Source organism: Sphaerisporangium sp. NPDC005289, from assembly GCF_040607455.1.
Lineage (GTDB): Bacteria > Actinomycetota > Actinomycetes > Streptosporangiales > Streptosporangiaceae > Sphaerisporangium > Sphaerisporangium rhizosphaerae.
This window is the reverse complement of the sequence record NZ_JBEXGS010000009.1, coordinates 218,444-242,679: the sequence shown is the minus strand read 5'-3', so window position 1 is coordinate 242,679 and position 24,236 is coordinate 218,444. Positions and strand designations below refer to the sequence as shown.

At 71.4% G+C, this 24,236-nt stretch carries 20 protein-coding genes; 5 read left to right on the top strand and 15 right to left on the bottom strand.

Features of this window, described 5'->3' with window-relative positions:
• Positions 1-8: 8 nt before the first annotated feature.
• From ABZT47_RS18350 to ABZT47_RS18335, 4 genes are all read right to left on the bottom strand, one after another.
• Complete coding sequence (locus ABZT47_RS18350; RefSeq protein WP_354842940.1) at positions 9-2,144, bottom strand: family 43 glycosylhydrolase; 2,136 nt, start codon at positions 2,142-2,144, stop codon at positions 9-11.
• Positions 2,145-2,307: 163 nt separating this feature from the next.
• Positions 2,308-3,783, bottom strand: a complete 1,476-nt coding sequence (locus tag ABZT47_RS18345; protein WP_354843176.1) for a non-reducing end alpha-L-arabinofuranosidase family hydrolase — start codon at positions 3,781-3,783, stop codon at positions 2,308-2,310.
• Positions 3,784-4,136: 353 nt separating this feature from the next.
• On the bottom strand, positions 4,137-6,269 hold the full coding sequence (locus tag ABZT47_RS18340) for a family 43 glycosylhydrolase (protein ID WP_354842937.1): 2,133 nt from the start codon (positions 6,267-6,269) through the stop codon (positions 4,137-4,139).
• A gap of 720 nt (positions 6,270-6,989) precedes the next feature.
• Positions 6,990-8,348 (bottom strand): PHB depolymerase family esterase, encoded by a 1,359-nt coding sequence (locus ABZT47_RS18335; RefSeq protein WP_354842935.1) that lies wholly within the window; start codon positions 8,346-8,348, stop codon positions 6,990-6,992.
• A gap of 259 nt (positions 8,349-8,607) precedes the next feature.
• On the opposite strand from ABZT47_RS18335, the gene ABZT47_RS18330 reads away from it, so the two are divergent.
• Positions 8,608-9,078 carry a MarR family transcriptional regulator gene (locus tag ABZT47_RS18330; RefSeq protein ID WP_354842932.1) on the top strand — a complete coding sequence of 157 codons (471 nt, stop codon included), beginning with the start codon at positions 8,608-8,610 and terminating at the stop codon, positions 9,076-9,078.
• A gap of 44 nt (positions 9,079-9,122) precedes the next feature.
• On the opposite strand, the gene ABZT47_RS18325 is transcribed toward ABZT47_RS18330, so the two are convergent.
• The 7 genes from ABZT47_RS18325 to sigJ form a co-directional block, all read right to left on the bottom strand.
• Positions 9,123-9,716: a copper resistance protein CopC gene (locus ABZT47_RS18325; protein WP_354842929.1), complete on the bottom strand. Its 594-nt coding sequence runs from the start codon at positions 9,714-9,716 to the stop codon at positions 9,123-9,125.
• A gap of 106 nt (positions 9,717-9,822) precedes the next feature.
• Positions 9,823-10,572, bottom strand: coding sequence for a YcnI family protein (locus ABZT47_RS18320; protein ID WP_354842927.1), 750 nt, complete (start codon positions 10,570-10,572; stop codon positions 9,823-9,825).
• Positions 10,573-10,661: 89 nt separating this feature from the next.
• Positions 10,662-11,264 (bottom strand): MFS transporter, encoded by a 603-nt coding sequence (locus ABZT47_RS18315; RefSeq protein ID WP_354842924.1) that lies wholly within the window; start codon positions 11,262-11,264, stop codon positions 10,662-10,664.
• 117 nt (positions 11,265-11,381) lie between these two features.
• A complete protein-coding gene (locus ABZT47_RS18310; protein WP_354842922.1) occupies positions 11,382-12,701 on the bottom strand; it encodes a hypothetical protein in 1,320 nt (439 codons plus the stop codon).
• Positions 12,702-12,711: 10 nt separating this feature from the next.
• Positions 12,712-13,083, bottom strand: a complete 372-nt coding sequence (locus ABZT47_RS18305; RefSeq protein WP_354842919.1) for a hypothetical protein — start codon at positions 13,081-13,083, stop codon at positions 12,712-12,714.
• A 35-nt stretch (positions 13,084-13,118) separates the two neighbouring features.
• A complete protein-coding gene (locus tag ABZT47_RS18300) occupies positions 13,119-14,114 on the bottom strand; it encodes a copper resistance protein CopC (protein WP_354842916.1) in 996 nt (331 codons plus the stop codon).
• A gap of 187 nt (positions 14,115-14,301) precedes the next feature.
• Positions 14,302-15,246 carry an RNA polymerase sigma factor SigJ gene (gene sigJ, locus ABZT47_RS18295; RefSeq protein WP_354842913.1) on the bottom strand — a complete coding sequence of 315 codons (945 nt, stop codon included), beginning with the start codon at positions 15,244-15,246 and terminating at the stop codon, positions 14,302-14,304.
• 283 nt (positions 15,247-15,529) lie between these two features.
• On the opposite strand from sigJ, the gene ABZT47_RS18290 reads away from it, so the two are divergent.
• Positions 15,530-16,285 carry a ZIP family zinc transporter gene (locus ABZT47_RS18290; protein ID WP_354842910.1) on the top strand — a complete coding sequence of 252 codons (756 nt, stop codon included), beginning with the start codon at positions 15,530-15,532 and terminating at the stop codon, positions 16,283-16,285.
• On the opposite strand, the gene ABZT47_RS18285 is transcribed toward ABZT47_RS18290, so the two are convergent.
• Positions 16,282-17,013 carry a CBS domain-containing protein gene (locus ABZT47_RS18285; protein ID WP_354842907.1) on the bottom strand — a complete coding sequence of 244 codons (732 nt, stop codon included), beginning with the start codon at positions 17,011-17,013 and terminating at the stop codon, positions 16,282-16,284. The two genes, ABZT47_RS18290 and ABZT47_RS18285, sit on opposite strands and share 4 nt — an antisense overlap.
• Before the next feature lie 161 nt (positions 17,014-17,174).
• On the opposite strand from ABZT47_RS18285, the gene ABZT47_RS18280 reads away from it, so the two are divergent.
• A complete protein-coding gene (locus ABZT47_RS18280; protein WP_354842905.1) occupies positions 17,175-17,837 on the top strand; it encodes a response regulator transcription factor in 663 nt (220 codons plus the stop codon).
• A 135-nt stretch (positions 17,838-17,972) separates the two neighbouring features.
• Here the strand turns inward: ABZT47_RS18280 and ABZT47_RS18275 are convergent, their stop codons facing one another.
• A complete protein-coding gene (locus tag ABZT47_RS18275; RefSeq protein WP_354842902.1) occupies positions 17,973-18,539 on the bottom strand; it encodes a hypothetical protein in 567 nt (188 codons plus the stop codon).
• A gap of 184 nt (positions 18,540-18,723) precedes the next feature.
• Between ABZT47_RS18275 and ABZT47_RS18270 the strand changes: the two genes are divergently transcribed.
• The gene (locus ABZT47_RS18270) at positions 18,724-19,701 is read left to right on the top strand and encodes a hypothetical protein (RefSeq protein WP_354842900.1); all 978 of its coding nucleotides are present in this window, start codon (positions 18,724-18,726) and stop codon (positions 19,699-19,701) included.
• Between the two features lie 123 nt (positions 19,702-19,824).
• The gene (locus tag ABZT47_RS18265; protein WP_354842897.1) at positions 19,825-20,682 is read left to right on the top strand and encodes a universal stress protein; all 858 of its coding nucleotides are present in this window, start codon (positions 19,825-19,827) and stop codon (positions 20,680-20,682) included.
• 70 nt (positions 20,683-20,752) lie between these two features.
• Here the strand turns inward: ABZT47_RS18265 and ppdK are convergent, their stop codons facing one another.
• Both ppdK and pflA read right to left on the bottom strand, forming a co-directional pair.
• Positions 20,753-23,401 carry a pyruvate, phosphate dikinase gene (ppdK, locus tag ABZT47_RS18260; protein ID WP_354842894.1) on the bottom strand — a complete coding sequence of 883 codons (2,649 nt, stop codon included), beginning with the start codon at positions 23,399-23,401 and terminating at the stop codon, positions 20,753-20,755.
• 43 nt (positions 23,402-23,444) lie between these two features.
• Positions 23,445-24,236 carry a pyruvate formate-lyase-activating protein gene (gene pflA, locus ABZT47_RS18255; protein WP_354842891.1) on the bottom strand — a complete coding sequence of 264 codons (792 nt, stop codon included), beginning with the start codon at positions 24,234-24,236 and terminating at the stop codon, positions 23,445-23,447.

Genomic DNA, 24,236 nt, shown 5'->3' with positions numbered 1-24,236 from the left:
GGGGTCCGTCAGGGGGCGGTCATGGTGAACCGGGGAACGGTGACGGCTCCGCCGAGCGACTGGGTGGCGTAGTTGAAGATCGCGTAGCGGTACCCCATGAAGAACTGCCAGGCGTTGCCCATGGTGAAGGCCGGGCCGAGGGTGGTGAAGTTGACCCCGTCGGTGCTGTAGGAGAAGCGGGCCTGTCTGCCGGTGCCGGGGCGGATGTCGGCGTTGACGCGCAGCCAGATCCGGCCGCCGGAGACCGCCGCGCTCGCGGCGTCGGTGCCGGTGCCGGTGGTGTTCCAGTTGGAGTCCATGCTCAGGCCGTTGGTCATGACCACCCGGGTCTGCCCGTTGTCGCGTTTGACGCCGATCCAGGCCGAGGAGTCGCGCAACATCGCCAGCCCGCTCCGGTCCCCGTCCCGCATCGCCGAGTAGTCCAGCTCGACCGTCGCCGTCGAACTGGGCCCGAGTATGCGATGGGTCAGGGTGTTACGCGCCGCGTACAGGTCGTTGGTCACGGTGGCGGTCTGCAGCCGCAGCCCGTTGTTCACGCTGTACTTGGTGGTGTCGGGGTTGTGGTTCCATTCCCACTCGGGGCCCAGCGTGGTCCCGGCGAAGGTGTCGGTCCCGGTGGGCGACTTCACCTGGCGCGGCGGGCGCGGGACGTTGGGGTAGGGGTAGTTGGTTCCCCACGCGCCGTTGACCGTCTGCACGGTGGGCCAGCCGTCGGAGGTCCACGTGATCGGGGCCAGCACCGGCACCCGGCCGCCGGGGTAGGCGTCCTGGAAGCCCATGTAGTACCAGGCGCCGTTCTGGGTCTGCACCAGCCCGCCCTGGTGCGGCACGCCGCCACCGGAGATCGGCCCGGACATGTTCAGCAGCACCTGGCGCATCTCGTACGGTCCGAACGGGCTGGAGGACTTCAGGACGTACTGGCCGTTGGCCGGGCGGGTGAGGAAGATGTAGTAGTTCCCGTTCCGCTTGTACATCCGGGAGCCTTCCAGGGTGCCCACGCTGGAGGGCGTCTGGAACACCTGCTGGGAGCGCACCTCGGACTTCCCGTCGGCCGAGAGCTGGGCCACGCTGATGCTGGTGTTGCCGTAGGAGACGTACATCGTGTCGTTGTCGTCGATCAGCAGGCCGGCGTCGTAGTAGCACTTGTTGATCGTGGTGTGCCGGTTCCACGGCCCTTCGACCGAGCTCGCGGTGTAGATGTAGGTCTTGCTGAAGTCGATGCAGCCGCCCCAGTAGAACGTCTTGTTGCTCTTGCGGTAGTTCAGGAACGACGCCCAGACGCCGTCGATGTAGGCCCGCCCGCCGTTGAGGTCGTACTTGGAGCCGAAGTCCAGCTTGGGCACCGAGTGGCCGGCGTACTCCCAGTTGACCAGGTCATAGGAGCGCAGGATCGGCGCGCCCGGCGAGTAGTGCATCGTCGAGGCCGAGTAGTAGTAGGTGTCGTCCACCCGGAAGATGTCGATGTCCGCCAGGTCCTCCCACAACACCGGGTTGGCGTACTGCGACGACGGCGGCCACGGGCCCGTCGGCGTCGGCGTGGGGGTCGGCGTAGGAGTCGGGGTGGGCGTCGGGGTGGGCGTCGGCGTCGGCGTCGGCGTGGGAGTCGGCGTGGGTGTGGGCGTCGGGGTGACGGTCGGCGTCGGCGTCGGCGTCGGCGTCGGCGTCGGCGTCGGCGTCGGCGTCGGCGTCGGCGTCGGCGTCGGGGTCGGTGTGGGCGTCGGCGTGGGGGTGGCGGGGCCGTTGCAGGTGGTGCCGTTGAGCGCGAAGTCGGTCGGCACCGGGTTGGAGCCGGTCCAGCTTCCGTTGAACCCGAAGGAGACGCTGCCGCCCGCGGGGATGGCGGCGTTGTAGGCGGCGTTGGTCACGGTGACCTGGGAGCCCGACTGGGCGGAGGTTCCGTTCCACAGCTGGGTGATGCTCTGCCCGGCGGAGAACGACCAGGTCAACCGCCAGCCGTCGACCGGGTCGCCGAGGTTGGTGATCTCGACGTTGGCGCCGAAGCCGTCCTGCCACTGGTTGGTCACGGTGTAGCCGACCCGGCACCCCGCGGCGGCCTGGGCGGAGACCGCGGTCATGACTCCGGCGAGGCTGAGAAAGACGGCCGTCGCGGCCACGAGCAGGCGCCGCCATCGATTGGCACGCACGGAAGCCCTCCAGGGTGGATTCGGATCGACGGGGGTCGCTGACGCCGTGGGATTCGACGCCCGCGATCTTGCGGCCCGCCGGGCCGCGGTGCGGCACCGGCGGGCGGCGCCTCGGGTGCGGCGGGGTCAGGTCCGCCGCACCCGGGGCGGGTCTCGTCGGGGCTCAGCGCTGGAGGGTCAGCACGCCCGGGCGGTAGGGCAGCAGGCCGTAGTCGACGCCGTTGGAGCTGGGGCTGCGGCCTTGGTAGAGCAGTTGCAGGTTGCAGGGGTCGACGGTCTTGGTCTGGTCGGGGTTGTTGCGGACCAGGTCACCGTGGCTGATGTCGTTGGTCCAGGTCGCGCCGCTGTTGGCCTTGCCGGCGAAGGGGTTGCTCTCGCTGGCGGCGTTGGGCGTCCAGGAGCCGCTGAGGCTGTCGGCGGTGAAGGACCGGAAGTAGCGGCCCTGCGAGCCGATCGCCTCGACGATCATGAGGTACTTGTTCTGGTTCTGCAGCTTGTAGACCTCGACCGCCTCGAACAGGTTGTTGGTCGAGTCGCTCATGATCTGGGTGTAGGTGCCGCCGAAGCTGCCGGGGAAGTTCCCGATGGGCATGCTCTGCCGGTAGATCTTGCCGTTGTCGCCGGCGAAGAACAGGTACATGTTCTGGCCGTCACCGATCAGCGTCTGGTCGATCGGCCCGGTGCCCGAGCCCGAGATGCTCGCGGTGGACAGCGTCTGCGTTCCCGACCAGCCGTTGGCGTTGGTGGGGTCGCTGGAGGTGCGGTAGGAGAACGCCGTGCCGCCCCACTGGTAGGCCAGCACCCAGATGTTCTTGGGAGCGAAGTAGAACAGCGTCGGCGCGACCGTGCCGGTGTTCATCTTGGTCTGGGTCGCCGAGCCCATGTCCGACCAGTTGGTGAAGGTGCTGAAGTTCATCGAACCCCAGCTCGACCCGTTGTCGTGCGTGGTCGCGTACACCAGGTGCTTGCCGTTGTAGACGACGTTGGTGAAGTCCTTCAGTGACACCCAGCCCGACTTCGGCTGCGCCAGCGCCCCGGTCGAGGTCCAGCGGTACGACGAGGGAAGGTTGCACGTACCCGTCGGCGTCGGCGTCGGCGTGGGAGTGGCGGTGGGGGTCGGCGTGGGGTTGGTGCCGCCGCCGAGTTTGACGAGTTGCCACTGCTGGTTGGTGCCGTTCCAGTCGCTGTACTGGACGACGTTGCCGCCGTCGGCGGTGGAGGCGCCCTGGACTTCGACGGCCTTGTTGCTGTTGCGGTTGATCAGGCGGATGTAGCCGCTGTCGGAGTCGGCGAGGCGGAACTGCTGGTTGGTGCCGTTGCCGTCGGTCCACTGGACGATGTTGGCGCCGTCGGCCGTGGAGAAGTTGTAGACGTCCAGGACCTTGCCCGACAGGCGGGACTTCAGCCGGTAGTAGCCGCCGCCTGAGTCGACGAACTGCCACTGCTGGTTGTTGCCGTCGTTGCGCGTCCACTGGGTGATGCGCGCCCCGTCGGCGGTCGACGCGCCGTACACGTCCAGCGCCTTGCCGCTGTTGCGGTTGACCAGCACGTACCAGGCGGTGGTGTCGACGCTCGCCGCGTTCGCGACGGTGGTCGGTCCGAGGCCCACCAGCAGGCCGACGAAGAGTGTGGCCACCATCGCGAAGGCGGCCGCCACGCTCCTGCGCATCCGTGCCGGACGCGGGGCGGGGTCGGGTTGAAACGGGGGTGGGGTCCCGTTCTTGGTATCCAAGGGTCGCTCCTTTTCACGTGTGCGGACGCGCCCGCTCCGAAGGCGGAACGGGCGGCGCCGCGCGGGGGGTGACGGCGGACGGCCCGCGTACGGGCCGGTCCGGAGGGAGTTCGGACCGGCCCGAGCTCTGCGAGGTGGACCGCCGCCGTGCCGTCCGTCCAAGGGGACGGGTCGTCACTGCCGGCCGGCGCCGCTTCCTTCGTCGTACCGGATGATGCCGGTGGAGCCGGACGGGCCGTCGCCCGTCCGGTGCCTCTCCGTCATGGGGTGGTCAGGTCGAATCGCCGTACGGTCACCGACCCGCCGAGGGCCTGGGTGGCGTAGTTGAACATCGCGAACCGGTAGCCCATGAAGAACTGCCAGGCGTTGTTCAGCGTGAACGCCGGGCCCAGGGTGGTGAAGTTGGTTCCGTCCGTGCTGTAGGAGAAGCGGGCCTGCCGCCCCGAGCCCGGGCGGATGTCGGCGTTGACCCGCAGCCAGATCCTCCCGCCGGAGATCGCCGCGCTCGCGGCGTCGGTGCCGGTGCCGGTGGTGTTCCAGTTGCCGTCCATGCTCAGGCCGTTGGTCATGGACACCCGGGTCTGCCCGTTGTCGCGTCTGACCCCGATCCACGCCGAGGAGTCGCGGAGCATGGCCAGGCCCGCCCGGTCGCCGTTGCTCATCGTGGAGTAGTCCAGCTCGATCGTCGCTGTGGACGAGGGCCCCTGGATGCGGTGGGTCAGGGTGTTGCGCGCGTTGTACAGGTCGTTGGTCACGGTCGCGGTCTGCAGCCGCAGCCCGCTGCCGGACGACCACTTGCTGTTGTCGGGGTTGTGGTTCCACTCCCACCGGGGGTCGAGCGCGCTCGTGGTGAAGGTGTCCGGGCCGATCATCGACTTGACGGTCTTGGTCGTGGAGATCGCCGGCTTGGGATAGGTGGCGCCCCAGCCACCGTTCACGGTCTGCACCGACGGCCACCCGTCGGAGCTCCACGAGATCGGCGCCAGCGCCGGTACCCGGCCTCCGGGGTAGGCGTCGACGAACGCCATGTAGTACCAGGCGCCGTTCTGGGTCTGCACCAGACCACCCTGGTGCGGCACCCCGCCGCCGGAGATCGGGCTCGGCATGTTCAGCAGCACCTGGCGCATCTCGTACGGCCCCCACGGGCTGGTCGAGCGCAGCACGTACTGGCCGTTGGCCGGGCGGGTCACCCAGATGTAGTAGTAGCCGCCCCGCTTGTAGAAGCGCGAGCCCTCCAGCGTGCCGACGCTCGACGGCGTGGTGAACACCTGCTGGTGGCGCACCTCGCTGAGGCCGTCGGAGGACAGTTGCGCGACGCTGAGGGTGCTGTTGCCGTAGGCGACGTACATGGTGTCGTTGTCGTCGACCAGCAGACCGGCGTCGTAGTAGCAGTTGTTGATCCGCGACCGCTTGGACCAGGCGCCGTCCACCGCCGAGGCCGTGTAGACGTAGGTGCGGTTGAACTCGGTGCAGCCGATCCAGTAGTAGGTGCTGTTGCTGGGCCGGTAGTTGAACGCCGAGGCCCAGATGCCCTTCACGTACGCCCGTCCGCCGTTCAGGTCGTAGGCGTTCGAGTCGAAGGCGAGGCTCGGCACCGAGTGACCCGCGTACTCCCAGTTCACCAGGTCGTAGGAGCGCAGGATCGGCGCTCCGGGCGAGTAGTGCATGGTCGAGGCCGAGTAGTAGTACGCGTCGCCGACCCGGATGATGTCACCGTCGGCGAAGTCCTGCCAGACCACGGGGTTGTTGTACTGGCCCGTCGGCCCGGTGGGCGTCGGCGTGGGAGTGGGGGTCGCGGTCGGAGTGGGCGTGGGGTTGGTGCCGCCGCCGAGTTTGACCAGTTGCCACTGCTGGTTGGTGCCGTTCCAGTCGCTGTACTGGACGACGTTGCCGCCGTCGGCGGTGGAGGCGCCCTGGACTTCGACGGCCTTGTTGCTGTTGCGGTTGATCAGGCGGATGTAGCCGCTGTCGGAGTCGGCGAGGCGGAACTGCTGGTTGGTGCCGTTGCCGTCGGTCCACTGGACGATGTTGGCGCCGTCGGCGGTCGAGAGGTTGTAGACGTCCAGGACCTTGCCCGAGAGGCGGGACTTCAGGCGGTAGTAGCCGCCGCCTGAGTCGACGAACTGCCACTGCTGGTTGTTGCCGTCGTTGCGCGTCCACTGGGTGATGCGCGCCCCGTCGGCGGTCGACGCGCCGTACACGTCCAGCGCCTTGCCGCTGTTGCGGTTGACCAGCACGTACCAGGCGGTGGTGTCGACGGTCGCCGCCGACGCCGTCGTCGTGCCGATCGCGAGCATGGAGCCGGCCAGGATGGCCGTGGCGAGAATGGCGAGCAGCGACCGCCAGCCGCGTCTCCATGTGAAGGCTCGTCGGACCTCACCAGTGGTGGCCAATGCTTCCTCCTTCGATGTCGGACCGGGCGGCCGGCTGGGGGTGGGCCGCTCCGTCACGCAAGGCCATCGGTCGCGCACGATGGGTCCTCAAAGTGGTGCTCGTACTTCCGTCTCCGCCTGGCTGAATTCCTGTTAGCGCTAACATTGGGTCTGTCATCGTACGTATGCTGTTTAGAGAGAGAATTCTCGCAAATGTGGCCAGCGAGGGTTTCCCTGCGATGTGAGCGCTAACATTCGTATGGCTTCGATCGGGGATGTTTCCGTTGTTCGGTGCTATTCACTGCCCACCCGGTTGCAGCGGTTCTCCGGCCGCGCGCCTGTGCTGAACCTGCGTGGGACGAAAAACCAGTGGTTCCAGAGGTTTCGTTCTCGTGTCCAGTAAGTTACGTGACATAGTGAGCGATCGTTTTGGTGAAGTCAATGGCGCCCGAGATCGGCCGGGCCGTCCCGCGGGCCGGCCCGCCGCGAGGGAAACCCGCCCCCGCCGAAGGGCCTCCACCACCCCGCACGGTCGCCACAGGCGGCGACGTGCCGGCCTCGGGGCCGCCACCCGTCCCGCGGTGAACCCTGACAGACCGGGTGGCTCCGCGACTCGCACGTGAACGTCGATGAAACTTACACGTCGCCGGCGCCACCTCTTCCGCGCTCGCCGGTGAACGCGGAAGAGGTGGCACTCGCACGACGCTCACCCGGCACCGCCGGGTGAGCGCGTTGCCCGGGCTACACCCGGGCGCAGACGGTGCCGTTGAGTGCGAACTGGCTCGGCGCCGTGTTGGTGCCGTTGAAGCTCGCCTGGAAGCCGAAACTGGTGTTCCCGCCGGCGGGGATGGTGGCGTTGTAGCTCGCGTTGCGCGCCGTGACCTGCGTGCCGGACTGCGTGATCGCGGCGTTCCACGCGTTGGTGACCTGCTGGTTGCCGGGCCAGGTCCAGGTCACCGTCCAGCCGTTGACGGCGGAGGCGCCGCTGTTGGTGACGGTGAGGTTGGCGGTGAACCCGTTGTTCCAGCCGTTGGTGGTGTAGGCGACCCGGCACGGAGCGTTGGTCGGGGTGACGCTGGGGGTCGGAGTGGGAGTCGGGGTCGGGGTGACCGTCGGGGTCGGCGTCGGGGTCGGAGTGACGGTCGGGGTCGGCGTGGGCGTGGGGGTGGGGGAGGGCGAGGTGCCGTTGAGGCCGAAGAACTGGATGGCGACGGCCGCCATGCCGCCCGCCGGGAGGCTGTGGCCCGCGCCCTGGATGGTGTACGCCTCGACCCGCACGCTGCCGGAGGAGTCGGCGTAGCGGCGCCGGCTCCAACCGGACTGCGGGGTGTCAGTGCTGGTCGGCGTCTGGCTCACGCCGTTGACGTTGGTCCACTGCTTGATCTCCTCCTCCAGCTCGGAGTAGGCGACGACGTTGTCGGCGGTGCCGTGCCACAGCTGCATGCGCGGCCACGGTCCCCGGTAGCTCGGGTTGGCGTTGCGCGCCAGGTCGCCCCACTGCTGGGCGGTCTTGCCGACGCACGGCGCCGAGTTGCCGCCGGGCTGGTAGGCGGCCTCGTTGGGGAAGCAGGTGAACGGCACGCCCATGAACGCCGCGCCCGCCTTGAACACCTCGGGGTACAGGGCCAGCATGGCGTTGGTCATCATGGCGCCCGAGGAGCTGCCGGTGGCGAACACCCGGTTCGGGTCGCCGTGGTACTGCTGCTCCACGTAGGTCACCATGGACATCAGCGACACGGGGTCGGTCTGCCCGCCGCGCACCTTCGAGGCCTCGGACCAGTTGTCGAAGCAGTTGGCCTTCTTCGACGCCGACGGGTAGATCACCACGAAGCCGTACCGGTCGGCGAGCGAGGCGAACTCGCTGGAGGAGTAGAACCCCGGTCCGGAGCCGCCGCACGGGTGCATGGCCAGCACGATGGCGGGGTTCGCCTGCGCGTTGTTCGGCACGTACAGGTGCATGCGCAGGTTGCCGGGGTTGGAGCCGAAGCCGGTCACCTCGGTCAGGGTGGCCGCGGCGGCCTGGTGGGGCAGCACCAGGGCGACGGCGGCGTAGAGCAGCGCCGCGCAGGCCATGCTCAGTATCGCGCTCAATCGTGTCATCCGCTCTCCTAATGTCGGTGTGCGGGCTTGGTCCCTGCTCGACGGCTCGAACCGGCGGCGCCGGTCTCACGGAGACATCGGGCTCGGCGGGTGGAAAATAGACGCGGCCCGGATCGGCGGTCAAGATGACGACGCGAGAACGCACACCACCAGCACCCCGGAGCGATGCCTTGGCCCTGCTTATCAAGTGGCTTGTTATAAAGTGCCTTGATATAGGACACGAAACTTACATCCGATGGACACGCGGTATGGTCGTTCGGTGACCGCCCGCCGTATCCCCGGGGCGTCCCGGTCGGCCGCATCCGTCCCCCGCCTGAGCTATCTGGTGTTCCGTCTGGAACGCCGCATTCGAGCGGGCCTGGACGAGGCGCTGGCCCGGCACGGCGTCACCACGACGGAGTACATGGCGCTCAGCGAACTGCGCATGCGCGAGGGGTTGTCGTCGGCGGAGCTGGCCCGCATCGCCTTCGTCACGCCGCAGGCGATGAACCTCGTCATCCGCGACCTGGAACAGCGCGAGGTGATCCGCCGCGACCCGCACCCGGACGGCGGCCGGGTGCTGTGCGCCCGCCTCACCCGCAAGGGCCTGTCCCTGCTCAGACGCTGCGACCGCTCGCTCGACGCCATCGAGGCGACCATGCTGGCCGACGTCGACGACACGACCCTGAAGACGCTCACGGACGGTCTCATGCGGTGCTCACACGCGTTGCGTCCGGACGCGGGGGTGTGAGCCCGGCGCCCGGACACTCGGCGAGCGGTGAGTGGGGTCGGCCGTCAGTCGTCCTCGGCGGCGGCATCGGGGCGGGCCGCGTCCTGAGCGCCCTTGCGCCTGCCGAGCAACAGCAGCACCGCCAGGATGACCACCAGGGCGATCGGGGCGCCCCACACCCACGCGGACACGCCCTGCTCCGATGCCGCGGGGGCCGAGCCGCCCGTGGCCGGGGCGTTCGCCGTGGACGGTCCCGGGGTCGCGGTGGCCGGGGGCGGCGCGGCGGCGCCGGTCGCGGTGGATCGGACGGTGAAGGGGATCTCCCCCTCCACCGGGTGGCCGTCGGAGGAGACGATGCGCCAGGCGATGACGTAGGCGCCCGAGGGCAGCGGAGCGGCGACCTTCTCCACGACCTTGGGGCCGTCGGCGCGCGGAGGTCCGGACTCGTAGCGTCGGCCGGCCGCGTCGTGCAGGATCACGACGGGGAAGCTGACGTGCGCGCTGAACTCCAGCTCGATCTGGTCCAGGCCGTCGACGACGGCGTTCTTGGCCGGGGAACTGCTCTTGAGGCTGTCGTGCGCCAGGGCCGGCGCGGCCGGCAGGACCAGCAGCACGACGGAGGCACAGAGCAGCAGCGTTCGGATGATGAGGGATCGCACGGGGACTCCCGGGTGAGGAAACGGGGCGTGGGGTCACGCGCCGGCGCGGTACGGGAGCGTGCCCCCGTCCCCGCCGGCGCGTGACCCGCTGCGGTCGGCGGCGCCGTCAGGCGCGTGAACGGCGCCGTGCGGCCACGGCGAGGCCGGCGCCGAGCAGGCCGATGACGATGCCGAGGATGCCGAGCACCCGGGCGGTGCCGTCCGGCCCGGCGGCCGGGGCGGAGGCGGCGGCCCCGGCGGGCGTCACCGAGGGCCCGGCCGGGGCGGCGGCCGACGGCGAGGAGCTCGCGGAGTGGCCGTCACCGGCCTGCTCGGCGGCGGCCACCAGCTTGAGCGCCGGCACGGGGTGCTCGGCCTCCGAGCCGTCCGCCTTCGGCATGTCCCCCCAGGTGACGACCTCGCCGCCGGAGTAGGTCTGGACGGTCGGGAACAGCAGCTCATCGACGTCCTTGGGCAGCGGCCCGACCGACACCTCGAACTCCTGGAACTGGCCCGGCTCGATCTTCCCGCCGGTCCAAGTGATCTTCAGGACGGACTCGGTGACCTTGTCGCCGTCGTCAGAGACCACCGGCTGGGGCAGCTTGCCCCGGGTCAGCTTGGCGTCCCAGCCGGGAACCGGGCGGACCGAGACGAACGGGAGCGGATGGTCGGTGGGGAACCGCACCTCCAGCTTGGTGGTCGACTCCTTGTCCCGCTCGTTGGGCACCCGGAAGGCGAGCTTGGTCCAGCCGCCCTTCTCGGCGGTGCCGGGGTTGATCGTGACGTGCGCCAGCGCGGGCAGCGCCAGGCCCACGGTGAGGGCGAGCGCGCCGGCGGTGACGGCGACCGCCCGCCGGTAGATGGCCGTGGAAGGCATGGGGATTCTCCGTTGTCTCGGTGAACGCGCAAGGGGGTCCGGAGATGCGCGAAGGGACGCGCCGCGGCGGATGCCGGCGCGCTGAGGACTCACAAGACGGGGAGAACCGGGGGACCTCGCCGCACGACCACGTGCCGCAGGACGCGCTCGCGCGGGGAACACAGGACGGCCGGGGGCCGGCGGAAGCGCACGGCGGGCGCCCCGGGCGACGCCTCGCGCCGCAGCAGAAGCAGCAGCGCCGCCAGGCGGCGCACCGCGTAGGCGCCGAGGGCGCGCAGCAGCGACCACAGCGCCGTCTCACCACGCGACAGCCACCATCCGGTGACCAGCGCCGCGGTCGTGTGGGCGACGATCATGCCCACGCCGACGCCCAGACCGGGGTCATGCGGCAGGGCGTCCAGGTGGTGGGGGTGGAGCGGGACGGGCGCGGCGTCGGCCGGGCCGAGCGCCTGGTGCAGGAACGCCTGGGCGGCCAGCAGCAGCCCGGTCACGGCCGCCGGCGAGCGTTCCCGGCCGGCCAGCGCCGCGGTGACCGCCATGACGACCAGCCCGCCCGGCAGCAACGCCCGCGGCTCGGGGGCCGAACCACCCGCGAACCAGTGCGCCACCGAGGCAAGCGTCAGGCACACGACGGCGAAGGCCGCCGCCCGCGCGAGTCTCAACGGCACGTTGGCGTGCATGACGCCATGCATCGTCCCACAGTCGCGGTCACCGCACATGTCGCAGATTGCCGTGACTCGCGTCCTATGACGTCAGGCGGCTCCTATGACGTCAGGCGGCTCCTATGACGTCAGGCGGCTCCTATGACGTCAGGCGGCGAACAGCAGCAGCAGGCCGGTCACCGTGTAGGCCACCATCAGGACCAGGAGCGGGATCTGCCCCTTGACGGCGGTGCGGCGCGGGAACAGGGTCAGCGCGCGGTCGTGGGCGAGCACGGTGCCCATGACGTGGCCGAGGACGATCACCGTGACCTGGAGCATGGCGATCGCCGCAGGGCTCGTGCCGGCCGCGCTGACCTTCCACCCGGCCGTGCCGAGCCAGTCGGCCCCGGTGACCAGCGGGTCGGAGAGCAGCGAGATGGTCCGCTGGCCTTCGAGCAGCAGCAGCGTGAAGTAGTGGGCGACCAGGTAACCGACGGCGATCGGCACGATGGAGTGGGCCAGTTCGCCCGCAGTGGTCCCGGGCGCCGCACCGCCCCAGCGCCCGGCCAGCGCGGTGGCCCCGAGGTAGGCCGCCAGCACCAGGCCGATGACGACGATCAGGCCGGCGGTGCCCGGCACCGGCGCGGGCAGCGGGCTCTCCTGCACGAACCGCACCCAGAACGGCGCGTTGGAGAGGCTGTCGTACATGGTGGACCCGAGCAACAGCACCACCAGGGTCGTCAGGCCCGGCGCCGGCTCCAGCCCGGCCATCCCGTGCAGCGGGTTGCGCCAGGTGAGCGTGCCATCGGGATTCCGGCCGACGGGGGCAAGGCGGCCGATGAGGCCGCTGTAGGCCTCGAACGCGTCGCCCTTGTCGAACCAGCCGGAACCGAAGACCGCCGCCCCCGCGAGCATGGCGACGCAGTACACGGCCAGCCAGGCGCCGATGACCGGCAAGGTGGCCCGCTCGGGGGCGACCAGCTCCAGCCAGGTGAAGGCGAGCAGACCGGCGGCGGCGGGCCAGTACCCGAGCCGGTCCGGAAGCGGCCGCACGCCGCGGCGCGGGTCGCGCCCGAGCGCGGAGCACGCCAGCAGATGCAGCGTCCGCAGGGGATTCAGCGTCCGCCAAATCGGCCCGAACAGCAGAGACAGCGGGATGAGACCCACCCAGAACAGGACGTAGAACACCCCCGCCGTCGGGTTGGCCGAGCGGTCGGGACCGAACAGCAGGCCCAGGCAGAAGTACGCCGCCGCGAGAAGCCCGGCCACCCGCCAGGACCACCGCCATGCCGGCAGGCTCACCAGGCTCCGCACGCCCGCGGACACCGGACGGGCGTACCGGAGCGCGCCGGCGAGCCGCGGCTCGGTCCACAGCGCGCCGAGCGCGGCGAACGACACCAGCAACGCCAGGACGGCGCCGGCCATCGCGGCCGGGAAGGGGATCGGCAGGTCCTGACGGCCTCCGATGCCATGGGCCAGCGGGAGCACCCGGGGACTCCTAACGCACCAGAAGCTGGAAGAGCTGCAGTTCCTGCCCGTGGGTCTCCACCTCGAACAGGCCGCTCTGGTCGGCCACGAACTCGATCGTCGCCGGGCTGCCCGGCTTGAGCTCGGCCGCCTTGTCGTAGCCGTGCACGTGGGCCTGGTCGGCCACGTCGCTGGTGACGGTGATCCGCACCGCCTGGCCCTTGGCCACGTCGATCCGCGACGGAGGGGGCGTCACGGTCCGCTTGCTGATGGCCACCGCGATCTGCTTGACGGTCGTCGGGGCGGGGGCCTGTGCCCCGCCGCACGCCGTCAGGAACAGCAGCGCCGCCACGAGCAGGGCGGCGAAGGGAAAGGGGCGGATGCGGGCAGGGAGAGGTCTCACGTCGTACTCCTGGTGCGGAACGGGCGTCATCCGGGTCAGCGGCGCCGGGCACGTGGCGCGGCGGCGGAACGGCCGGGACCGGCACGTTCCCCCGGACCGGCGGGACGGCGCGGACCGGCCCCCTTACCCGGACCGGCGGGCTTGCCCGGCGCCGACCGGCCGTCCGGCCGGGGCCGCGCGGCCCGCGCCACCATGACGGCCACTCCCACGACGAGCAGGGCGGGCAGCAGCCACACCAGCACGTCCACGCCGCTGGACGCGGACGGCTCCGCCGCGGCGCCCGGCGGGGTGCCGGCGCCCGGCGTGGTGGCGGCGACCGGCTCCTGCGACGTGGGGCCGTTGTCACAGCCGGTCTCGGGCATGGTCCTCGGCGTGCAGCCGCCCGACGGTGTGCCGGCCGATGGTGTGCCGGCCGGCGTCTGGCCCGGCCTCGGGCCGACGGCCGTGTCCTGCACGCCGGCGGCGGCCAGCAGGGCGGCGCTGGGCGTGTCGACGGGGGGCTCCCAGCCCTTGGGCGGCGTGGTGCGCCTGCCCGTGTAGGTGAACCGGACCTCTCCCCGCACCTGGTCTCCGTCCGAGGCGACGGTCCAGTAGTGCGCGATGTAGACGCCCTTGCCCGGCCAGTGCGCCACGGGTATGCGCGCCTGGTACCCGTCGTGGTACAGGTGCGGCTCCCAGGAGCCGTTGACCAGGAAGAACTCTCTGATCGGCTCGTCGAGCCGCCGCGGCTCGCCGTGCGACCAGTGCCGGTCGACCCGTGCGCCGTCCGGGGCGGTGACGGTGAAGTACGCGTACGACAGCGGCTTCTCGGTGAAGTACAGCGAGACCGCGTCCAGCGGCTCGGTGACCGTGGCGTCCTTGGCCGGCACCGACAGGGCGAGCTGCCCATGGGCCTCGGCCGGCGCCGCCGGGACGACGAGCGCGAGAGACGCGATGACGGTCAGCAGCAGTATCCGCAGGGAGAGACCCTGGCCATGTCCAAGCGCGGACGAGCGCAACGAGACCCTTTCCGGAACACGGGCGCCGACCACGTCGATGACGATCGATGAGTACCCGTCGAGGGCGCGGGTGCCGCCCGATTCCGCCCAACGGATATTGCGCCCACATTGTCGCCATGAACCGAAGGGAGCGTCAACCCTCCCGCCCGCGCCCCGGCGCACCGGCACCGCTTCGCCTTCTCCACGGCGGACACGGCGCGCCGGGGACAGGCCGCCAACGCTAGTGCTCCCGGTTCGCCGTCCAGGGCCGGAGCTTGTCGGGGTTGCGTACCGCCCAGATGTGCTGGATCCGGTCGCCGGCGACGTCGAACGCCGCCACCGTCACGGTGACGCCGTCCCGCTGGGCGACCAGGCCGGGCCGGCCGTTGACCGTACGCTCCAGGATCGTCAGTTCGGGGATCACGGCGGCGATCTCCAGGAACAGGCGCGCGATGCGCTCGCCGCCTTCGACCGGGCGCGGTACGGCGCTGACCACGCCGCCGCCGTCGGCGGTCACCCTGGCGCCGGGGTCGAGGAGCCTGACCAGGGCTTCGATGTCCTTGGCCTCCCAGGCCCGCTTGAAGTCCCTGACGATGCCGGCCTGCCTGGCCGCCGGAGTCGCGGCGGCCTGGGTCCCGCGGATGCGACGCCGGGCCGAGGAGGCCAACTGGCGGCACGCCGCCGGCGTACGGCCGACGATCTCCCCCACTTCGGCGAAGGAGTAGCGGAAGACGTCGTGCAGGATGAACGCGACGCGCTCGGCCGGCGTCATCGACTCCAGCACGACCAGGAACGCCATGTTGACCGACTCGTCGAGGGTGACCCGGTCGGCCGGGTCCGCCGTGGCGCCGCCCGGCCGCCCGGCGATCCACTCCTTGGGGTCGGGCAGCGGCTCGGGGATCCATTCGCCCACATAGCTCTCCCGCCGGGCCCGTGCCGAGCCGAGCACGTCCAGGCAGATGCGACCGGCGACCTTCGTCAGCCAGGCGCCGGGCGACTCGATGGCCTCCTGCCGCTGCGGGGACATGGCGTACCAGCGCGCGTAGGTCTCCTGGACGACGTCCTCGGCCTCGGCCAGGGAGCCGAGGAGCCGATAGGCGAGATTGATCAGCCGGCGCCGCTCGCCCATGATCGCGGCCAGGCCCGGATCGGCCCGGTCGTCCTGCGGCCCTGATCGGGTGGTCATGGCGTTGCCCTCCTTTCCCTTCGTCGCATCCGCGTCCGCGCCCACACCGGACCGACGAGGTGACCCCCCGGAATGTGAGGTCGACGTCTCACCTCGCGTGGCCGTGTCGCCGGGCCACTGTGACACCATCCGGCCTGGAGCTCGGCACACGCCCCTCTCGTAGGACATCGCTCGGGGCCGGCCGGCCGAGCCCGCGGAGGACCTCCTGGACCGGCTCTCCCGCCGGACCGCGTGCCTGACATCCTGAAGCGGCCCGGTGGCGGTGCGAGATGGAGGGGCCGGCATGCCGCAATGGTTGCAAGCAGGGTTGTGGGGGCTCGTCGCGGGAGGCGCGCTGGTCGCCGGGGCGGGGGTCGCCTGGCTGGTGCGGGTGCCGGCCAGGCTGATCGCCGCGATCATGGCTTTCGGCGCCGGGGTGCTGATCTCCGCGCTGTCGTTCGACCTGGTCGACGAGGCGGAGCGTTCCGGCGGCCTGGCCGCGGCCGCGACGGGTTTCCTGGCCGGGGCGGTCCTGTACGTCGCGGCCAACGCCTGGCTGGCCCGCCACGGCGCCCGGCACCGCAAACGTTCCGGGCACCAGCAGGTCGACGAGGGGCAGGCGCAGGGAAGCGGGGCGGCCATCGCGATCGGGGCCCTGCTCGACGGCGTCCCCGAATCGGTGGTGCTCGGCCTGTCACTGCTGAACGGCGGCGGCGTCGGGGTCGCCGTTCTGGCGGCGGTGTTCATCTCCAACGTGCCCGAGGGGCTGTCCAGCGCCTCGGGCATGAAGAACGCCGGCCGCGACGCGCGCTATGTCTTCGGAGTCTGGGGCGGCATCGCGCTGGCCAGCGCCGTCGCCGCCTCGGTCGGCAACCTCACCCTGCGGACCGCCTCCCCGGCCGCCATCGCGATCATCACCGCCGTCGCCGCCGGAGCCATCCTCGCGATGATCGCCGACACCATGATCCCTGAGGCGTTCGAACGCGCACACGTCCTCACCGGCCTCATCACGACGATCGGCTTCCTCACCGCCTTCACCATCGAACGCCTCGGCCACTAGCGCAGGCCCCCGGCGATCTCGGACGGCGCCGTGCGGGGCGGGTCTTCGGGCGTTGTCACAGGTAGAGGGGGGGAGATGGAGGCCTGGTCGTCCTGGAGGAAGGTGAGGTCGCAGACCAGGGCGATGACGCCGTCGACGGTCTCGGCCGACGCGGCGAGGCGGGCGGCCTGGGAGCGCAGGAGCGTCTGGCCGGTCAGCGTGACGACTCCCGCCTCGACGGCCACCTCCAGTCCTTCGCCGGTGATCTCGTGAACCTCGATCAGCCGCCGGACCTCGCGCTCGATGTCGGCCGACGGACGGGTGTAGACCTTGATCAGGTCCTTCTGGTGGACGGTCCCCGCGACGCGGCCGCTGAGCACGTTGATCACCGGTAGCTGCTTGATGTGCGCGGCGTGCATGAGCCGGGCCGCCTCGCGGATCGAGGTGTCCTCGGTCACCGTTATGGCCGGGCTCGTCATGAGCTTCTGGGCCGTGGTGCCGGCGGCCTTGCGGTTCTCGCCGCGCCGTCTGCGGCTCTCGAACAGAGCGCCGGGGGCGGAACGAGGCCGGATCTCCTTCAGCAGCACGTCGTCGGTCGTGACGACTCCGACGGGACGCCGGTCGGGGTCGACCACCGTGACGGCGCCGACGTCGAACCGCCGCATCGTGGCGACCAGCTCGGCGAACGACGCGTCCAGCGGCACGGTGATGGCCACCTTTCCCATCACGTCTCTGACTTTCACCGTCATGACGAGCCTCCTTTTCTCCCTCCTCACGATGCCCGAAGGCGATCGCACCGGGCAGCGGTGAAAGTCCCTTGCTTCAGGGACTTTCGCTCGGTCGAGAAGGCCGGTCGTCTCCGGGAGTGGCGCCCTACCGTCACAGGCTCACCGGGGTTACTGTCCAAGACATGATTCGGGTGTTCCTGGTCGACGACCATGAGGTGGTGCGCCGCGGCGTCGCGGCGCTGCTGGATGCCGAGGATGACATAGAGATCGTCGGCGAGGCCGGCACGGCCGAGTCGGCGGTGGCGCGCATCCCGGCGCTCAAGCCCGATGTGGCGGTGCTCGACGTGCGCCTTCCCGACGGCAGCGGGGTCGACGTCTGCAGGGAGGTGCGCTCCAGGGTGCCCGAGCTGGCCTGTCTGATGCTCACCTCCTACGCCGATGAGGAGGCGCTGTTCAACGCGGTCATGGCCGGCGCCGCGGGCTACGTCCTCAAGCAGATCCACGGCTCGGACCTGGTGGGGGCGGTGCGCACGGTGGCGGCGGGCCAGTCTCTGCTCGATCCGAGGACCACCGCCACCATGTTGCAGCGGCTGCGCGAGCAGGCCGGCCGCAAGGACCCGCTGGCCGCCCTCACCGACCAGGAGCGGCACATCCTGGAGCTGATCGGCGAGGGGATGACCAACCGCCAGATCGGCGAACGGATGTACCTGGCGGAGAAGACCGTCAAGAACTACGTGTCCAACCTGCTGAGCAAGCTCAACATGCAGCGCCGTACCCAGGTGGCGGCCCTGGCGGCCCGGCTGAAGGCCGACCAGGGGGAGGGCGGCGACCGGACCGGAGGCTGACGCCCGATCCGGCCGGAGGCGCCGGCAGGGATCCCGCCCGGTGGGTGGCCACGCCCGCCGGGCGTCCGCTGTGACCGCACGCGTCGGCGCCCGCTCCTCGTGGCGAGGAGCGGGCGCCGGGGCGGTCATGGAGGACTACTTGAGGACGGGGTGGCGCCGCACGATCGCGGTGCCGCTCCACCAGCGGCCGATGCCGAGGGTGTCGCCGGCGCCTGCCAGGGCGAGGCCGGCCAGCACGATGGCGTAGATGATGTGCTCGTCCACGAACGGGTTGGTGGTGAGGGGCAGTTCGGCCGCCCACATGAACACCAGCAGGAGGCCGCCGGTGGCCGCGGCGATCCTCATGCCCGCGCCCAGGATCAGGGCGGCGCCGATGCCGGCCAGTCCGGCCATGAACAGCCAGTCGACCCAGGCCTGGCCGGCGAGGCCGCTGAAGAATCCGCCGAAGGTGTGCTCGGTGGTGCCCTTGAGGAAGCCGGTGGTCGGGCTGCCGCCGTTGATCCACGCCCGGGCGGAGGGGGTGGCGAAGCCCCAGCCGAACAGCTTGTCCAGGAAGGCCCACAGGAAGACCCAGCCGATCGCGATGCGGGCGAGGGCGAAGACGTAGTCGGCCGGACGGGTCTCGTCGTGCGGCAGGCCGGCGTTCACCGCGGGGGTGCGGGGCGCGGCGTCACCTTCGTGGCGCCCTTGGGTGAGTGACATGGCTGGCCCTTTCATCGCGGGGCTGACGTGGTGTTCGCACTAATCACACCTTTTCCAGGTCTTTGCCAGCAGTGCCATACGGATCGCGTCGACCGGCCGGTAGGCCCGGCGCCTCCGGGACCTTCGGCCCTGCCGTCCATCCGGCGTCCAGCGGGAGCCTCGGAGTCGACGAAGGAGGCACGCCATGCCTGTCCCCACTGAGACCGACCTCGGTGTCCGCTGGCTGCTCGCCGCGGCCGGTCAGGCGCCCTCGATCCACAACACCCAACCGTGGCGCTTCCGCATCTCACCGAACGCCGTGGAGCTGCTCGCCGATCCGGACCGCCGGCTCAGAACGACCGACCCGCGTGGCCGGTCGCTGCACGTCAGCTGCGGTGCCGCGCTGTTCAACCTGCGCCTGGCCGTCCGCGTGGCCGGATACCGGCCGCTGTCGTGGCCGCTGCCCGACCCGCAGACCGACCCGCGGCTGCTCGCGGTCGTCCACATGCCCTACGCCGGCCCGCCCACCCCGCTGGAGCAGGAGCTGTACGCCAACATCGGCAAGCGACGCACCAACCGTGAACCGTTCGACGACAGGCGGGTGCCTTCGTGGGTGCTGGCGGACCTGCGTATCGCGGCGTCCAGAGAGGGCGCCAACCTGGTGCTGCTCGGCGGGCGCGGCTCGGCGGACCTGCTGGACTATGTCGCCATGGCCGAGGGGGAGCTGGCCGGGGACCACGACTACCTCGCCGAACTGCGGGCGTGGACGATGAGGGGAAGGCACCGCGACGGCCTGCCCGGTTACGTGCTGGGCCCGCGCCCCGCCGGGGACTCGGCGGCGGTCCGCGACTTCGGCACGCATCCGGCCCGGCCCGACGCGCGTTTCGAGCGTCACCCGCAGATCGCGGTGCTCACCACCTCCGGCGACCGTCCCGTCGACTGGCTCCGGGCCGGGCAGGCGCTGCAGAGGGTGCTGTTGCTGGCGAGCGCGCACGGTGTGTCGGCTTCGTTCCTCAACCAGCCGCTGGACCTGCGGGACATGCGCCACCGCGTCGATCCGCACCACCGCCGCGGCCACCCGCAGATGATCATCAGGTTCGGGTACGGCCCGAACGTGCCTCGCGCTCCGCGCCGCCCGCCCGTCGAACTGCGCACCGGTCGAGGCCTAAGACCCTGGCCGTGAGGACTTCCGGCTCGTCGATGTGGTGGACGAGATCGGTTACGACGAGGAGTACGGCCCCAAGTGGTCCGGCTCGTAGTGGGTCAGGAGAACCGACGCCCGCCGAGCGGACGGAAAGGACAGAAGATGTTCGAAAAGATCGTAGTGGGCACCGATGGTTCGCCCTCGGCGGTGGCGGCGCTCGACTGGGCCGCGGACGAGGCCGCCCGTAAGGGCGTTCCGCTGCACATCGTCTCGGTGGTGGAGAACTGGCCCTACGGCATCGCGAGGTACCCGGCTCCGCCCGACGTCGGCGACAGCCTGGTCCGCGGCGCCGCGCGCGTGCTCGGCGAGGCCGAGGCCCGCGCCCGGCGGCGCCGCCCGGAGATCGAGGTCACGGTCGCGGTCGTCGAGGGCGTCCCCGCCACGGTCCTGTGCGAGCAGGCGAAGGACGCCGCTGAGGTGGTGGTCGGCAGCAGAGGGCTCGGCGGGTTCGCCGGAGCCGTGGTCGGCTCGGTCAGCGCGCACGTCGCCGGCCACGCCCACGGTCCCGTGGTGGTCGTGCGCCCGGACGCCGAGGCCCGGGACGGCGGCGAGGTCGTGGTCGGCGTCGACGACTCCCCGGAATGCGGCCCCGCCCTGGTCTACGCCTTCGAACAGGCCTCGCTGCGCGGCGCCGCCCTGCGTGCCGTGCACGCCTGGCGCCTGCCCGTGCACGCCTACGCCCCCGAGATCGCCTACGACATGGACGAGATCCGCCGGGCTCAGCACCAGGTCGTCTCCGACAAGCTGGCCGAGCTGAGCGGCGGGTATCCCGGCGTCACGGTGATCGAGGACGTGCCGTGCGCACACCCCGTCGACGCGCTCGCCCAGGCCTCGGAGAAGGCCGATCTGGTCGTCGTCGGCTCCCACGGCCGCAGCGGCGTGGGCGCTCTCCTGCTCGGCTCGGTGAGCCGTGCGCTTCTGCACCACGCCTGCTGCCCCGTGGCCGTCGTCCGTCCATGAGTGAAGTCCCCGCGCCGCGGCGCCTCCTCCAGGGGTCTGGAGGAGGCGCCGTGTCGTCGTGCCCGGTTCCTCACGCGGGCGCCCCGAGCGCCGCGCGGCCGGCCTCCAGCCGTGCCACGGGGACCCGGTAGGGCGAGCAGGAGACGTAGTCCAGTCCGGCCCGGTGGAAGAACCGCACCGACGCCGGGTCGCCGCCGTGCTCACCGCAGACGCCGATCCGAAGGTCGGGCCGGGCGTCCCGGCCTTCCTCGACGGCCATCTCGACCAGCCGGCCGACGCCGCGGCCGTCGATGGTCTCGAAGGGGGACTCGTCGAAGACGCCGAGGCGCGCGTACGCGGGGAAGATCGACGCCTCCACGTCGTCGCGGGAGAAGCCCCAGGTCATCTGGGTCAGGTCGTTGGTGCCGAAGGAGAAGAACTCGGCCTGCCGGGCGATGTCCCCGGCGGTCAGCGCGGCGCGCGGCACCTCGATCATGGTCCCGATCGGGATGACGGGGACGCCGTCGATCCCGGCCAGGACCCGCTCGGCCTCGGCGCGCACCATCGCCAGTTCCCGGACGTCGCCGACCAGGGGCACCATGATCTCGGGCAGCGGGTCGCCGCCCGCCGCGGCCCGTTCGGCGGCGGCCTCGCCGATCGCCTGCACCTGCATGGCGAACAGGCCAGGCACCAGCAGTCCGAGCCGGACGCCGCGCAGGCCGAGCATCGGGTTGCTCTCGTGCATCCGCCGGACCGCGGCCAGCATGGCCCGGTCGCGCTCGAGCAGCGGATCGCCTGGCGCGGCGGCGGTGCTCGCGACCAGCTCCTCCAGCGACGGCAGGAACTCGTGCAGCGGCGGGTCGAGCAGCCGGATCGTCACCGGCCGGCCGTCCATCGCCTCCAGAATGCGGATGAAGTCCGCGCGCTGGAGAGGGAGCAGCGCGTCCAGGGCCGCGCGCACCTCGCACTCCCTTTCCGCGAGGATCAGGCGCTCCACCAGCGCGCGCCGCGGGCCGAGGAACATGTGCTCGGTCCGGCACAACCCGATCCCCGTGGCGCCGAACCGGCGCGCGCGGACCGCGTCCTCGGGGGTGTCGGCGTTGGCGTGGACACCCAGCCGGCGCACCGCGTCGGCGTGGCGGACCAGCCGGTGCACCGCCGAGACCAGCGGTCCCGACCCGGCGTCCAGCTCGCCCTCGAAGTAGCGCACCACGGGCGAGGGGGCCACGGGCAGCTCGCCGAGGTAGATTCTGCCGGTCGTGCCGTCCACGGAGATGGCGTCGCCTTCGCGCACGACCACGTCCCCGGCGCGGAACATCCGGCGCCCGGTGTCGACCTCGATGCCCTCCGCGCCGCACACGCAGGTGCGGCCCATGCCGCGGGCGACGACGGCCGCGTGCGAGGTCTTGCCGCCCCTGCTGGTCAGGATGCCCGTGGCGGCCAGCATGCCGGGCAGGTCGTCGGGGTTGGTCTCCCGGCGGACCAGGATGACCGGGCCGTGCGCCTCGGCGGCCCGGCGGGAGTCGAAGACCGCCTGCCCGCAGGCGGCGCCCGGCGAGGCGGGGACCCCGGTGGCGATCGGCTCTGGCGAGCCCGAAAGGTCGAAGCGGGGGAACATGAGCCGCGCGAGCCGGGCGCCGTCCACCCGGCGCAGCGCCTCGTCCAGGTCGATGACGCCCTCGTCGACCAGTTGCGCGGCGATGATGAACGCGGCGGCGGCCGTGCGCTTGCCGACGCGGGTCTGCAGGAGCCAGAGCTTGCCGTCCTCGATGGTGAACTCGATGTCGCACAGGTCGCGGTAGCGCCGCTCCAGCACCGCCATCGCGGCCATCAGCTCGTCGAAGCAGCGCCGGTCCAGCGCGGCCAGTTCCTGGAGCGGGAGGGTGTCGCGGATGCCGGCCACGACGTCCTCGCCCTGGGCGTTGGGCAGATAGTCGCCGTAGACGCCGCGGGCGCCGGTCGCCGGGTCGCGGGTGAAGGCCACCCCGGTGCCCGAGTCCGGTCCGCGGTTGCCGTACACCATGGCCATGATGGTCACGGCGGTGCCGAGGTCGTCGGGGATGTGCTCGGCGCGGCGGTAGATCCGCGCGCGTTCGGTGTTCCACGACCGGAACACCGCCAGGACGGCGCCCCGTAGCTGTTCGTGCGGGTCCTGGGGGAACGGCCCGCCGGTGTGCGCGTGGAAGATCTTCTTGTACTCCTCCGCCAGGTCGCGCAGGTCGCGTGCGGTGAGGTCGGGATCGCGGCTCACTCCGGCGGCACGGCGATGGGCCTCCAGCGCCCGCTCGAACTCCTCGGCGGGCACGCCCGCGACGGTCGAGCCGTACATGGAGATCAGCCGCCGGTAGCAGTCCCAGGCGAAGCGCTCGTTCCCCGACGCGGCGGCCAGGCCGGCGACGCCTGCGTCGGTCAGGCCGATGTCGAGGATCGTCTCCATCATGCCCGGCATGGAGAACCTGCCCCCCGAGCGGACCGAGACCAGCAGCGGATCCGCGGGATCGCCCAGCCGGCGCCCCATCACCGCCTCGACCCGCCTCAGGTGGGCGGCGACGTCGTCCATGAGTCCTTCGGGCACCTCGCCTCGCGCGAGGTAGGCGCGGCACGCTTCGGTGGTGATGACGAAGCCCGGCGGGACCGGGAGCCCGAGCCGGGTCATCTCGGCGAGGTTCGCGCCCTTGCCGCCGAGAAGCTCCTTCATCTCCTTGCCGCCGTCCGCGAAGTCGTACACATAGGTGCGCATCGCGTCTCGCCTCCGTTCGGATCCGGGTCGTTGGTGCCGCCGGTCAGACGCTGGTCACGCCGTGCGCGCGGAACTGCGCGTGGACGCGGTCGAGCAGCTCCTGGCCGGGCGGCGGGGTGTCGGCCAGGGGGAACGTCCGGCCCAGCCGCTGGTACTTCTCCGCCGCCATGCGATGGAAGGGCAGCACGTCGACGTGCTCGACGTTCCCGAGGCCGGCGACGAAACGGGCCAGCCGGTCGACGTCACCCGGGTCGTCGGTGAGACCGGGGACCAGCACGTAACGGATCCACGTGGGCCGGCCGAGGTCGGCCAGGCGGCGGGCGAAACGCAGAGTCGGCTCCAGGGAACCGCCGGTCAGGCGCCGGTAGCCCGCCGGGTCCGTGGACTTGATGTCGAGCAGGACCAGGTCGGTGTCGGCGAGCATCGCGTCGGTCGCGCGGTCGCCCAGCAGGCCGGAGGTGTCGAGCGCGGTGTGCAGGCCGAGGTTGCGGCAGCGGCGCAGCACGTCCGCGGTGAAGCGAGGCTGCAGCAGCGGTTCGCCGCCGCTGACGGTGACGCCGCCGCCCGCCACGGTGATGAACCGGCGATACCTGCCGACCTCCGCCATGACCTCCTCGACGGTCACCCGGCGGCCGTCGCGCATCCGCCACGTCTCGGGGTTCTGGCAGTACAGGCAGCGCAGCGGGCAGCCGCACGTGAACACCACGAACCGCGTCCCGGGGCCGTCGACGCCGACCGAGATGTCCCACGAACTGATGACACCGGTGCCCGGCGCCCCGGGCGGCGAGCGCAGTTCGCCCGCCGCCTCTCCCAGCACCGTCTCCCGGGCGTTCAC